Genomic DNA, 12,662 nt, shown 5'->3' with positions numbered 1-12,662 from the left:
CGTTCTCACTGCTCGCCGTCGATGGTGATCGCGGCGGTGGGGCAGGACCGAGCCGCCCGCCTGAGCTGGTCGATCGTGGCGCGCTCGGCGTCGACGACGGTGGCGACACCGTCGTCGTCGAGCTCGATGCTGCCCTCGGAGATGTGCACGCAGTTACCCGAGCCGATGCACACCTCCCGGTCGATGTCGACAGTGATGGCCAACGTCCATTACCTCCCCTGGTCGGGCGGACACATCGACGCCGCGAGCTCCTTGCGAGCCTTCGCGAACTCGCGGGGCTGGCCGGATACGAACACACCGATCAGCTGCCCCGACCGGTAGTACCGAGCTACGAACCGTGCCGGGTCGTCACCTTCGACTCGCACGTCATCCCAACCAGCCGCCCGACCAGCCCACTGGAGCTTCACGCCATGCTGATCGGACCAGACGAACGGCAGTGGCATGAAAGGTTCGGCCGAGCCGAGCACTGTCTTGGCCACTGCAGTGCCGTGGCGCCCGGCCGTGTCCCAGTGCTCGACCCGGCACAGACTCTCGTAGGCAGGATGCCACCAACGCGCGCAGTCGCCGGCGGCGAACACCGAGTCCACCGAGGTACGACAGCTGGCGTCGGTGACGATGCCGTGGTCGAGCTCGAGACCCGAGCCCGTCAGCCAGTCGGTTGCTGGGGCCATGCCGACCCCGACGACCACGGCGTCGGCGGACAACGTGGTCCCGTCATCGAGATCGACTCGGTAGCCGGACTGGCTCGCGCTGACCGCCCTCGCTCCGACGCCGGTCACTACCTTGACGCCGCGCTCGCGGTGCAGGGCGGCTACTCGCGTGCCTACCTCGGCACCGAGCATCGCCTCGAGCGGAGCACCGGCCTGCTCGACGAGCGTCACGTCGAGCCCGCGCGTTACCGCGGCACTGGCCACCTCACCACCGATGAAGCCCCCACCGATCACCACGAGTTGGCCACCGCGGGCGAGGATCGCCCGCAGCCGATCCAGGTGGGTGGCCTCGCGCATCACTGCCACGCCCGGGGCATCCAGGGCAGGCGGCAGGACCGGTCGGCCGCCGACGCACAGCACCAGGCTGTCGTAGCGTCTCGCGGTGTCGTCACTGAGCTGGACTCGTCGGGCATCGGCGTCCAACGCGACTGCCGTCACGTCGAGCAGCAGCTCGATGCCCTGGTCGGTGTACTCCGATCGCGGCGCCAGAGGCACCAGGTCGACGTCCTCGACCAGCATGTCCTTCGACAGGAAGGTGCGGTCGTAGGGTGGGTGTCGCTCTCCGCTGATCACGGTGACCGTGCCGTCATGGCCGAGGCGGCGCAGCTCCAGGGCGCACCGGTGAGCCGCAACCCCGCCACCCACCACGACGACGTCCCGCGTCACGCAGAGACCTCCTCGAGTTTCTTGTTCCTGGTTTCCGGCCCGAGCACGGCTACCGTCACCGCCCCGATCGCCATGAACACGGCGGCAACCGCGAAGGCGGCACCGTTCCCCCATGCGGCCAGTACGGTCGGCATGATCAAAGGCCCGACCACGGCACCGATGCGGCCGAAGGTCGAGGCTGTACCGCACCCCGTCGCCCGGAACCTGGTGGCGAAGATCTCGGGGGTGTACGCGTAGAGCGCCGACCACATACCGAAGAAGCAGAACTGCATAAAGCAGCCGACGATGACCAGCCCGACGGTTGTGCCCATCTGGCCGTAGGCGTAGGCGGCGATCGCGCTGAGCAGCACGAACCCGACGATCGTCGGCCGCCGGCCGATGCGTTCCAGCAGCCACGACGCGATCAAGAAGCCGGGGATGCCGCACAGCGCCGTCCCCAGGACGAACCCGATCGACTTCGCCACCGTCATGCCGCCGTCGGCGAGCAGCTTCGCCTGCCACGTGGTGATCCCGTAGTAGCCGAGCAGGACGCAGAACCAGAGGGTCCAGATCATGACGGTGCGGACTCGATACGAACGGCCCAACAGCTCCATCACTGGCGCGCGACCGGAGGCTTCGGCGCTCGCGGGAACGTCTTCTACCGGCGGTAGCGGCTGCCCGTACGCGGTAGCGACCTTTTCCTCGATCTCGTCGAGGGTCCTCGACGCATCGCCGTGCCGTCCCTTCACGACGTACCAGCGCACCGACTCGGGGATCGAACGTCGCAGGTACAGGGCATACAGCGAGAGCACTCCCAAGAGCACGTAGAGGCTACGCCAACCCAGCGTCGGCACGAGGACAAGCGAGACCGCGCCGCAGGTGATGAACCCAAGCGGCCAGAAACCCTCGAGGTAACCGAGGTAGCGCCCCCTGACCTTCGACGGGACGAACTCGGCCAGCAACGACTGCGCGACGGGGAACTCGGCACCCATGCCGAACCCGATGAAGAACCGACATATCAACAGCGAGGTGAAGTCCCAGGAGAAGGCGGCGATGAAGCTAGCGAGTCCCCAGCAGAGCATGCTGGTGGTGAAGACGGGTCGACGCCCGAAACGGTCCGCGAGCGCACCAGCGGTGCTGGCACCTACGGCCATCCCGACGAAGCTCCCGCTCGCCAGCATTCCCGCCTGCCAGGCCGTCAGCGCGAACTCGGAGCTGATCGGCGCGAGCACGAAGGTGAGCGCGGCGAGATCCATCGAGTCGAACAACCACGCGGTCGCGATGATCACGAACAGCCGCTTCTGGTACCGGGTGAGGGGGAGCCGTTCCAGCCTCCCGGTGAGGTCCCTCGCGGCGGCGTCGCCTACGCGGGAGACATCTCCAGGTGAGGGACCCGATCCGGCGTGGTACGCCATGACTGGTGCTCCGATCGTCATCGTTGACTTGAGCAGGCCGTTCTCCCCCGGTGGATCTGCCTCCTTCGCGTCAAGGGTGTCGACGTAACGTCGGTAACTGATATATGAGACGTGGCTGTACCATAAGACAGGTGTCGCAGCGAGTCAACGCCGAGCAGCTGGTAACCCAGCCGGAGAACGAGCGCCGGTCGCTATACGAGATCGCGTATGCCGAAATTCGGGACCTGCTGATCAGGGCGGTCATCCCACCGGGCGCACCAGTTCGCGAGGACCAGCTGACCAAGCAGCTCGGTGTGGGACGCACCCCCGTGCGCGAGGCCATCAAGAGGCTGGAAGCCGAGTGGCTGGTTAACGTCTATCCCCGTCGGGGGGTCTTCGCCACCGACGTCCACCTGACCGACCTGGCGGTGCTCACCGAGGTGCGCTGCCAGCTGGAGGGTGTGGCAGCCGAGCTGGCCGCGGCGAGAGCGAACCTCGCGCAGCGCGAACAGCTACGTCAGCTGCTCGAGGACGCCGACAAACGCGGCACGGCCGCCACCGAGCAGATCGACTTCGACAGCGCCGTGCACCGCGCGGTCTACCGGAGCGCACGCAACACCTACCTGGAGACGACGCTCACCCAGTACTACAACCTGATCATCCGGATCTGGCACGTGTTCCTCGATCGGCTACCCGAGATCACCGACCACGTCAGTGAGCTGGTCCCCATCCTCGAGCACATCCTGGCCGGCGAGGGCGAAGCGGCACGCACACTGATGGTCGATCACGTGAAGGGTTTCGAGCGCGCGATCCTGTCGGTCGTAGGCTCCTAGTGTCGCGCGACGAACGTGTCCACAGCGGCTGCGAAACCGGCCGGGTCGGCGCCCATCAAGCTATGACCGCCGCCTGGCCACATCCGCAGCTCTGCGTCGGGTAGTCGCGCAGCGAGCGCCTCGGCGTGTTCCGGCGGGCATTGGTCGTCGTTGTCGCCGTGCAACAGTAGGCACGGCACCTGAAGGGAGCTCAACGTCGATCGGTAGTCGGCCCGGCTCGCATGCCACCAGCTGGCGGCCACGGCGTACGGGTCGGCGGCCTCGGTGAGGCCGAGCCGGAAGGCGCGCTCCCGCGCTTCCGAGACCACCTCCTCGTCCGACCGCCCCTCGAACCATCGGATGTCGGCCAGGTGCGCGGTACCGCCTATCAGCACGAGCGCACGTGGCATCGGCCAACCCTGGCGCAGGTACTCGAGGGTCACCAGCACTCCCATGCTCCACCCGATGAGGGCGACCGGCTCACCGACCGCCTCGATCACGGCACGCACGTCGGCCGCGAAACACCGCATCGAGTAACGCTGCCGCTCGGTAGGGACGACGGAAGGCTTGCGGCCACGCAGGTTCGGGGCCACCACGGTGTAACGCATCGCGAGCCTGCTCCCCACGTCTGTCCACACACCCGCGGTGCCCTGGATGCCGTGCAAGGCGATCAGCAGCGGGCCCCGCCCGATGGTCCGGTAGTGCAGCGGCCCATAGGCAGTGAGGACCACGCCGTCCGCCCACTCGTGCCCGCCCATACTCGATGGTCCCACGCCCTTCAAGGGGCAGCCGGCTTTCGGTCTCCCGCGCCGGCCGCGGATTGCAGCGGGCGACCCACGAGGGCCTGAACGTCGTCGAGTCCTGGAACGCGCCAACGCGGTCACCTTCTACGGCAAGGGTGGCGGCCTGGCCGCCAGCCTGCGGATCCTGCAAGCTGCGCTCGTCTACGTGAAAACGCTCGTGCTCCAAGACCTGCTCGCCGAACCGGAATGGGCTGACGTGCCCGCACCTCGAGGACCAGTGTGGCCTGACCCCGTTGTTCTGGTCCCACGTCCTGCCCTACGGCGAGGTGATACTCAACATGAGCAGCAGGCTCCCGCTCGGCACGACCTGACCGGCGGCGTGCCCGATCGGGGATCGCTCAGCGGACGTACAGGGCGTGGAGAGGCCTTGGGTCTCATTCGTCAGGGGTCAAGAGTGTGGCGTCGCCGGTGGTGAACTTCCGACAGTGCATTCTGCCGAGCCGGAGACCTGGCTCGGCAGACGGCGGCGCAGCGGCTGCTCGAAGGCGCCGCCGCCCACTGTGCTGCATCGAGCTCATTGCAGGCCGCCGAGCCCGCCGCCCCGCCTACGAGTCATCGTTTCGGTGCGGGTTGGCTGTCGCCAGCGCGTAGATCCAGGCTCTTCTGCCCGATCGCAGCGTGTATCGCGATCGGGTGTAGGCATCGTCCTCGTAGGCGTCGGCCGCAGCGAGGTCGTCGTCGTCCAGCTCGAATACGGTGCCTTCGACGACTGCATCGGGATCGGCTGACGGTAGCAGCATCGGGTGAACGTCGGATCCGCTGGCGGCGATGACGGCCGGGTCGGTGACCCGCACCTCGCTCAGGACGTGGCCGATCACGGCGTCGGCGACCCCGGGCAGACGGCGCCCGAACGTCGCCTTCTGTACGGCGACACGCTGCAGCGTGCCATAGGAGAACAGCAAGTTGCTCATGTCTGCTCCGTTCTCTCGTGCGCGCAGCCGCAGCTGCGCCGGCGGATGAGCTCGAGATCCAGCTCTCGCCCTGCCGCCTGCTTGCCATCTGTGGACGCCAGTAGTGCGTCGACCGCTTCGGCGCCGATCTCGCCGAACGGCGCTCTCAGAACGGTGAGCGCCGGGGTGAGGTACGCAGACAGCATCGTGCCGTCGATGCCGACGAGTGCCAGGTCGTCGCCGACCCGCCTGCCCAGCTCGGCAGCAGCGCGCAGAGCGCCGACAGCGTACTCGTCCGTCGTAGCGCAGATCGCGGTCACCTCGGGTGAGTGGACGAGGAGATCACGGGTCTCGAGATAGGCCGACCGATTCAGGTTCGCGTAATCGCAAGTGCGGGACCAGGTCTCGGGTGCCGGTCCGTCCAGCGTGCCCATCGTGTCCCGGTAGCCACGTGCCCGGCGGTCGACCGGCGAATCGGCCGACGGACCGGTCAGGCAGGCGATCGCGCGGTGGCCGTGCTCCACCAAGTGCCGCGTGGCCATCCGTCCGGCTTCGATGTCGCGACCGACGACGTTGATCGCGCCGGCCACATAGCGGTGCATCACGACGTGCGGTACGGAGTTCGACGCCAGCCAGCTCGGCGCGGACCCGTCGTTCTCACTGGGGGCCAGGAGCACGCCATCCACCCGGGCGTCTACCAGAGCACGGACCTGCTGCATCTCGCGGTCTGCGCTGAACTGGCTGGCCGCCACCAGCAGCCGCCTGCCCCCGGCGGACACGGCACTCTCCACCGCCGCGGTGAGCTCGGCGAAGAAGGCCTTGCCGAGGTCCGGGACCACCAGGCCGATCGTCTCGGTGCGGCGCGCCCGCATGGCGCGCGCCAGGCTGTCCGGCCGGTAACCTAGGTCGGCGATCGCCTGCTGCACCCGGATCCGGGTGGCCTCCGCCACAGGACGGGGGCCACTGTTGAGCACATAGCTGACCACCGCCGTCGAGGTACCGGCACGCTCGGCGACGTCGCGGAGCGTCGGTCGTCCCATAGATCCTCCGGTGTCTTGACACTCGCCCGGCTCCCGTTGCAAGCTCAGCGTAGTCTAATCGATTAGAGGATCCAATGGCCGGTTGCCGTCTGGCTGCCACGCTGTCGTCGGTGAGTCGTGATCGTGCCGCCATGACCAGGCCCGTCCTGGTCGTCGACACCGACACCGCGTCGGACGACGCGGTCGCGCTCCTCCTCGCGGCGCTGTCGCCCGATGCCGAGCTCGTCGCCGTGACCACCGTGGCAGGCAACGTCCCGGTCGAGCAGGCCACCCGCAACGCCCTGATCACCCTTGATCTCGGGTGCGCCGGCCACGTTCCCGTGTTCGCGGGTTGCGACCGGCCGATGGTCCGCCCCTTCTGCTCGGCACAGCACGTGCATGGCCGCGACGGGATGGGCGAGACGGAGCTGGCCGAGCCGCGAAGCAGCGCCCAGGCAGAGCACGGTTGCTCCGGCTGTCACGCGAACACCCCGCCGGATCGCTCACCCTCGTCACCCTCGGGCCGCTGACCAACGTCGCAGCCGCACTGCTACGCGACCGCGCATTGCTGGAACGGTTCCGTCACATCGTCTGCATGGCCGGCAACGGCGACGCGGTCGGCAACATCGGCGCCACCGCGGAGTTCAACGTGTGGGCAGATCCCGAGGCTGCGGCGGTCGGGCTCGCGGCCGCAACTCCCGAGCGGGTGACCTTCGTCGGCTGGGACGCCGCCCGCCGTGACGCGGTCATCACTTCGGAACTCCAAGGCAGGCTGCGTGCCCTCGACACTCCGCTGTCGCGGTTCGTCGACGACATCAACAGCAAGGTCGCCGATTGGGCGGCCGGCGTCACCGTACTGGACGGCTACGATCTCCCCGACCCCGCCACGATGGCAACCGTCCTCGAACCCGACATCGTCACCGAGTCCGAGGAAGCCCTCGTCGATCAGGTTCGTGGTCAGCTCGTCATCGACCGCCGCCTGAACGCCGGCGCTGCCAACGTACGACTGGTGCGCCGCCTCGACGCCGATCGATTCGCCCAGTTGCTGGTCGACACCTGCTTCGTCGACGTTGCGGCGGCACCGTCGTGCCGAGGATTGGCGCCGTGACCGGTTCACGCTACGAGCTGCACTGCCACCTCGACGCCAGTGTGCGCCCGGAAACGATCGCCGACCTCGCACGTTCTGCCGGGTTCACGCTCAACGGACCGATATCTACGCTGGCTGTGGCACCTCCCGACGTCGGCAGCCTGCGAGCGTTCCTGCCCTACATCGACGTCGCCGTCGACGTCCTACAGACCGGCGATGCCCTGCACCGAGCGGCGCGCGAGCTCGTCGAGGACTGGCACCGTGACGACGTGACCTACGGCGAGGCCAGGTTCGCACCGCAGCTGCACACGCGTCTCGACCTGACCATCGACGACGCCGTGTCCGCTGTCGCTCGCGGTCTGGCCGACGGCGAGTCCACGACAGGCGTGCAAACCGCGTTGCTACTGTGCTGCCTGCGACACCAGAGCCCCGACGTGAGCCTCGAGGTCGCCGACACCGCCGTACACCGACGCGGACTCGTCGCCGGGCTCGACCTCGCCGGGGACGAGGCGCTTCCCGGCGCCCCGCACGTCGAGGCGTTCGACCTGGCCCACCGGGCTGGTCTGCCCGTGACGGTGCACGCCGGCGAGGCGGTGGGACCGGCCAGCGTCTGGGAGGCGCTCGATATTCTCGGCGCCCGGCGCATCGGTCACGGTGTGCGCGCGGTCGGTGATCCCGTACTCGTGGACCGGCTGGTCCGCCAGGGCATCGCATTGGAGACATGCCCCCGCTGCAACGTCCTCACCCGAGCCGTTCCCAGCCTCGAGCAGCATCCCGTCGACGCGCTGCTTCGCCGCGGCGCGCGGGTGACCGTGTCCACCGACGCCAGGACGACAGCCGACACCACGCTCGACCGCGAACTCGGCGACCTCGCGATGGTCCACGGCTGGGAACTTGCGGAGCGGTCACGGACCCAGACGTATGCACGGGAGGCCGCGTTCGGAGACCCGTACAGAAAGGTCGCACCACCGACAGGGATGAGACCACGAGATTGAGATCCTTCACAAGGCCGTCGTCGACGAGAATCGGACGAGTACGAGCGATCTGGCGATACCCGGTAAAGTCCATGGCGGCCGAGACCTTCGAAGCCGCGGAACTTTCCTGGCACGGTCTGCTCGGTGACCGCCGGTGGGCGTTCGTACGCCCGGGACAGGAGACCAACGGCTTTCCGTGGCAGACGATCCGCGAACACCCGCGGATGTGCTTGTACCGGCCGCGACTACGAGAACCGGACCGGCCCGAGGCGTCGGCCGTCGACGTGCTGTGCCCCGATGGGGACATCATGTCCGTCACCGACCCGTCTCTCACCAGCCGACTCGGCGACAACCTCCGACCCATGCGGCTCGATCGCGGCACGTTCGACTCGATGCCCCTGTCCATCATCACGACGACAACGGTCAGCGAGCTCGCCGCGCGCGCCGGAGTCTCCGACGACGGGCGGCGATTCCGCCCCAACCTGCTGGTCGAGCCGACGGTTGACCGTCCGTTCACAGAGGACGACTGGATCGGCTCGACCCTGCACATCGGCGACGCAGCCATCCGGATCGACCGCAGAGATCCCCGCTGCGTGATCGTCAACGTGGATCCGGCTACCGGCATGATCAACCGCGAGATGTTGAGGACCGTCGCCCGGCAACACAACAACCGGATCGGCGTCTACGCCTCCATCATCCGTCCCGGGCACATCAACGCCGGCGACGACGTACGCACCGAGCCGTCATCGTCGACACACCCGGACGCCGTCACGCCCGGCAGTGAGGGCGAGAAGTGACATGATGCGCCAGCAGGTTGACGGACTTGGCGAAGTGAACGCCCAACATCAAGCGGACCTGCCAGGCTTCCCCGGTCCTTGGCTCGCGGCCGCTTCGCTGATCCTGGGCCCGATCGCGATGCTCGCCGGCGTGCTGGTCGGGTCGGGGTCCCCTTCTTCTTCCCGGAGCAGCTGGCGGCCTTTCTGCAGCAGTCGGGCCGGATGCGGTGGGCGTACGCCCTCTTCCTCGCCGGCAACATCGCACTCTTCCCGGGCGTCATCCATCTCGCCCAGCAGATCTGTCGGCGCCGTCCGTACGGTGTGCAGCGGGCGGCCAGCCTGGTCCGCGATGTCTACACCACGACGGAGTGGGTAGTGGCCCCGCTCAACGGCGCCATCCTGATCGGTTGGATCGTGCTCGCGGTCGGGGCATTCCTGGCGAAGGTGATGCCGGTGAGCCGCTGTCTCGGGCTCCTGGCCATGGCGGCGCTGATGATCGGCATCCTGAAGGGGACCCGCATGGGATTGTGACACTGCGTACCGCGGATCGTCCGGACCGACGTCGCATGATCACCGGGTTGATTACCCTGGTTGTCGCCGCTCCATTGTTCTGGACGTCGATCCGACTACCCGCCGCGGTTACCTGACGAAGATCAACAAGCACGTTCCCTATCGCTCGGATCGACGCCGAGGTCGTCGACTCCTTGCTGTCTGAGGCACTGGCCACCCTGCTCGCCCGCACCTCGCAGAGCCGCAGCATCAAGATCCGCGACCTCGCCGCCCGGGTGGTCGCCAGCGAAGGCGAGGCCCGCCGACTGGCACGCCCTGCTGGCTCTGCCCGGTCGTCGGGATAGCCAGGGCTAGAGCGTGTTCTTGGCTTCTACCGGTCATCGGTACTTCGTCATGGCGGTTGTGGCCGATGAATGCGGCTGAGGTGGCGGGCCAGGCGACGCGGCGTAGCTGTCGAGTCCTGACCGTTGGCGCAGGAAGACGCCGAGGAGGTCGCTGGCCGGTATCAGCGCCCGGGCTGTCAACGAGGAGCACATTTCGCAACCAATGCGGCGGGATAGCTGGCGGCGGGTGAATCACCATCGTGCCGGCGCGCACCCGCCTCCCCGCGTTCGCGACGCAGGCCGCGACGCCACTACCGCCGCTTCCGCTGCGCCGCACGCCGGCGCGACTGTGGGGACCAGGCAGTGTTGTCGGCGACGACGGCAAGCACTGCATGCACACGCGGTTCTGTCGCGCCGTACCACCAGCTCCCAGCTGCTGTCGAGGGGGCATGCCCACAGCACAGAACCGACTGCCGCCGCCGACGCAGTGACGCTCGCCAGCTCGCACCTGGCACGGTGACAGGGCTCCTGACCGCCTCCCAGTTTCTGCTGCAGTTCGCCGCGGATCGTTACTGTCGCCGACGCGTGAAAACTGACCCCGTGTCGACGCCCGAATGTTCACCCCTTTTGCTCGGATCCTGGCTCGAGTCGAGCCGGGAGGTGGAGAAGGGGTGTTGTCCGTGGAGGACTGGGCTGAGATCCGCCGGTTGCATCGTGCGGAGGGGATGCCGATCAAGGTGATCGCCAGGGTGGTGGGTGTTCGAAGAACACGGTGAAGCGTGCGCTGGCCTCGGATGCGCCAACCGAGGTACCAGCGGCACCGAACGGGGTCGATCGTGGACGCGGTCGAGCCGCAGATCCGGGAGCTGCGGCCGGTGTTCTTGCCACCGGACCCGGCCAGCCGGACCCAGTACGTGGCTGGGGAGATTGCGCAGTGCGACCTGTGGTTCCCGCCGACCGAGGTGGCGGTCGGGTTCGGGCAGGCCCGGTCCGCTGCGCAGTTGCCGGTGCTCACGATGGTGTGTGGGTATTCCCGCTGGCTGCTGGCGCTGTTGCTGCCGAGCCGGCGGGGCGGAGGACCTGTTCGCGGGCTGGTGGAGCCTGCTGCAGCGGCTGGGTGCGACACCGCGGGTGCTGGTCTGGGACGGCGAGTCCGCGATCGGGCGGTGGCGCGTCGGCCGGGTCGAGCCCACTGAACAGTGCCAGGCGTTCCGCGGCACCCTCGGCACGAAGGTGATCATCTGCCGTCCGGCGGATCCGGAGGCCAAGGGCCTGGTCGAACGCGCGCACGACTGGCTGGAGCGATCGTTCCTGCCCGGCCGAACCTTCACCGCGCCGGGCGACTTCAACTCCCAGCTGGCCGACTGGCTGGTGATCGCGAACCGGCGTCCGCGGCGAGCGCTGGGCTGCGCCCCGAGCGACCGGGTCACTGCGGACACTCAGGCAATGCTGGCGTTGCCGCCGGTCGCGCCGGCGGTCGGCTGGCGGTGCTCGAGCCGGCTGGGCCGCGACCACTACGTGCGACTCGATAGCAACGACTACTCGGTGCACCCCGCGGTGATCGGCCGCCGGGTCGAGGTGATCGCCGACCTGGACCGGGTCCGGGTACTCTGCGAGGGCAAGGCCGTTGCCGACCACGAGCGGGTCTGGGCCAAGCACCTGAGCATCACTGACCCCACCCACGCCGCGGCGGCCAAGACGCTGCGCCGCAGTCACCTCGACCTCGTCCGCGCCACCACCACGGCGTCTGGCGAACCCAACGGCGACGCAGACGTCGAGGACCGTCGGCTCACCGACTACGACGCCGCGCGCGGCCTCACCGAGACCATCACTGGCGCCGTTGAAGGTGGGGTGGCGTGATGGCCACCACCCGCGCGACAACGCGTGCGAAGACCAAGACGCCGGCGCGGGACACTGCTGCCGAGCTCGCCTATCTCACCCGAGCGTTGAAGGCGCCGACCCTGCGCGAGTCGGTGGACCGGCTCGCCGACGGCGCTCGCACGGAGTCGTGGACGCATGAGGAGTTCCTCGTCGCCTGCCTGCAACGCGAGGTCGTTGCCCGGGAGGCCCACGGCGGTGAAGGCGGCATCCGCGCCGCCCGGTTCCCGCCCCGCAAGAGCCTGGAGGAGTTCGACTTCGATCACGCCCGCGGTCTGCACCGCGAGACGATCGCGCACCTGGGCACCCTCGACTTCGTCACCGCCAGGGAGAACGTGATCTTCCTCGGTCCACCCGGCACCGGCAAGACCCGCTGTGAGACTCAGATCTGGTAGCCCAAGCCATGGGCGCCACCGGTGCGGACTGGGTCGTTTGTCCGGGCTGACTTTCTCTCACCGTTGGACTTCGGTCGGGCAGGAAGCGAGTCTGTCGCTGTGGAGGACGCACGGTCGGCTGGTTATCCAACACGCAACCGCCTAACCGGTTGATTGCCGCGGTCATCTCGGTGATCGCTGCCAGTGTCGGTGCCGGTGACCATGACTGACCCGAAAAACTCATTGGCCGGCCACGTGGTCGCGCCTTCGCCTTGGATATGTCGTCGTGGTCGCCGGCACCGGCCTGGTCCACCGAATCGCTGGCCTGACGCTTCTATGTCTGGTGTCAAGCCAACAAGATCAGCATCTGTGCTTACCCGGTCGGGTGAGCGGATAGTGCCGTCATTTGTCGGTAGAGCTGGCGGGCGATGTAGCGCTTGAGGCACCGACGGATTTCGCGGGGCGAG

The 12,662-nt window shown here is 68.1% G+C and carries 10 protein-coding genes and 3 pseudogenes; 7 read left to right on the top strand and 6 right to left on the bottom strand.

Annotation, left to right across the window (positions count from 1 at the left end; translation table 11 throughout):
- Window positions 1-5 precede the first annotated feature (5 nt).
- From GEV07_21580 to GEV07_21570, 3 genes are read right to left on the bottom strand one after another with little or no spacing between them, the layout of a single operon-like run.
- Window positions 6-203 (bottom strand): ferredoxin, encoded by a 198-nt coding sequence (locus GEV07_21580; GenBank protein ID MQA05204.1) that lies wholly within the window; start codon window positions 201-203, stop codon window positions 6-8.
- Window positions 204-209: 6 nt separating this feature from the next.
- Window positions 210-1,490: an FAD-dependent oxidoreductase gene (locus GEV07_21575; protein ID MQA05203.1), complete on the bottom strand. Its 1,281-nt coding sequence runs from the start codon at window positions 1,488-1,490 to the stop codon at window positions 210-212.
- Window positions 1,373-2,770: an MFS transporter gene (locus GEV07_21570; GenBank protein MQA05202.1), complete on the bottom strand. Its 1,398-nt coding sequence runs from the start codon at window positions 2,768-2,770 to the stop codon at window positions 1,373-1,375. Before GEV07_21570 ends, GEV07_21575 begins: the two co-directional genes overlap by 118 nt.
- A 104-nt stretch (window positions 2,771-2,874) precedes the next feature.
- Between GEV07_21570 and GEV07_21565 the strand changes: the two genes are divergently transcribed.
- Window positions 2,875-3,582, top strand: coding sequence for an FCD domain-containing protein (locus GEV07_21565; GenBank protein MQA05201.1), 708 nt, complete (start codon window positions 2,875-2,877; stop codon window positions 3,580-3,582).
- On the opposite strand, the gene GEV07_21560 is transcribed toward GEV07_21565, so the two are convergent.
- The 3 genes from GEV07_21560 to GEV07_21550 form a co-directional block, all read right to left on the bottom strand.
- Window positions 3,579-4,319, bottom strand: coding sequence for an alpha/beta fold hydrolase (locus GEV07_21560; protein MQA05200.1), 741 nt, complete (start codon window positions 4,317-4,319; stop codon window positions 3,579-3,581). The genes GEV07_21565 and GEV07_21560 overlap by 4 nt on opposite strands.
- Before the next feature lie 590 nt (window positions 4,320-4,909).
- Window positions 4,910-5,275: a gamma-glutamylcyclotransferase gene (locus GEV07_21555; GenBank protein MQA05199.1), complete on the bottom strand. Its 366-nt coding sequence runs from the start codon at window positions 5,273-5,275 to the stop codon at window positions 4,910-4,912.
- Window positions 5,272-6,294 (bottom strand): substrate-binding domain-containing protein, encoded by a 1,023-nt coding sequence (locus GEV07_21550; protein ID MQA05198.1) that lies wholly within the window; start codon window positions 6,292-6,294, stop codon window positions 5,272-5,274. The genes GEV07_21555 and GEV07_21550 overlap by 4 nt, the downstream gene beginning before the upstream one ends.
- Window positions 6,295-6,425: 131 nt before the next feature.
- Between GEV07_21550 and GEV07_21545 the strand changes: the two are divergent.
- The 6 genes and pseudogenes from GEV07_21545 (at window position 6,426) to GEV07_21520 (ending at window position 12,192) form a co-directional block, all read left to right on the top strand.
- Window positions 6,426-7,381 (top strand): annotated as a pseudogene (locus tag GEV07_21545) (nucleoside hydrolase).
- The gene (gene add / locus GEV07_21540; protein ID MQA05197.1) at window positions 7,360-8,355 is read left to right on the top strand and encodes an adenosine deaminase; all 996 of its coding nucleotides are present in this window, start codon (window positions 7,360-7,362) and stop codon (window positions 8,353-8,355) included. The pseudogene GEV07_21545 and the gene add overlap by 22 nt, the downstream one beginning before the upstream one ends.
- 71 nt (window positions 8,356-8,426) lie before the next feature.
- Window positions 8,427-9,131, top strand: a complete 705-nt coding sequence (locus GEV07_21535; protein MQA05196.1) for an MOSC domain-containing protein — start codon at window positions 8,427-8,429, stop codon at window positions 9,129-9,131.
- Window positions 9,132-9,209: 78 nt separating this feature from the next.
- On the top strand, window positions 9,210-9,641 hold the full coding sequence (locus GEV07_21530) for a hypothetical protein (protein MQA05195.1): 432 nt from the start codon (window positions 9,210-9,212) through the stop codon (window positions 9,639-9,641).
- A gap of 973 nt (window positions 9,642-10,614) precedes the next feature.
- Window positions 10,615-11,803, top strand: a pseudogene (locus GEV07_21525) (DDE-type integrase/transposase/recombinase).
- Window positions 11,803-12,192 (top strand): annotated as a pseudogene (locus GEV07_21520) (transposase). The pseudogenes GEV07_21525 and GEV07_21520 overlap by 1 nt, the downstream one beginning before the upstream one ends.
- The last annotated feature ends 470 nt before the right edge of the window (window positions 12,193-12,662 follow it).

Source organism: Streptosporangiales bacterium, from assembly GCA_009379825.1.
Lineage (GTDB): Bacteria > Actinomycetota > Actinomycetes > Streptosporangiales > WHST01 > WHST01.
This window is presented reverse-complemented; position numbering and strand designations above follow the sequence as displayed.

Excerpts from the sequence above, each read along its gene's own strand:
- GEV07_21575 (MQA05203.1), bottom strand. The coding sequence starts at position 1,490 with ATGGGGGAACGGTGCCGCCTTCGCGGTTGCCGCCGTGTTCATGGCGAT.
- GEV07_21570 (MQA05202.1), bottom strand. The coding sequence starts at position 2,770 with ATGGCGTACCACGCCGGATCGGGTCCCTCACCTGGAGATGTCTCCCGC.
- GEV07_21565 (MQA05201.1), top strand. The coding sequence starts at position 2,875 with ATGAGACGTGGCTGTACCATAAGACAGGTGTCGCAGCGAGTCAACGCC.
- GEV07_21560 (MQA05200.1), bottom strand. The coding sequence starts at position 4,319 with ATGGGCGGGCACGAGTGGGCGGACGGCGTGGTCCTCACTGCCTATGGG.
- GEV07_21555 (MQA05199.1), bottom strand. The coding sequence starts at position 5,275 with ATGAGCAACTTGCTGTTCTCCTATGGCACGCTGCAGCGTGTCGCCGTA.
- GEV07_21550 (MQA05198.1), bottom strand. The coding sequence starts at position 6,294 with ATGGGACGACCGACGCTCCGCGACGTCGCCGAGCGTGCCGGTACCTCG.
- GEV07_21535 (MQA05196.1), top strand. The coding sequence starts at position 8,427 with ATGGCGGCCGAGACCTTCGAAGCCGCGGAACTTTCCTGGCACGGTCTG.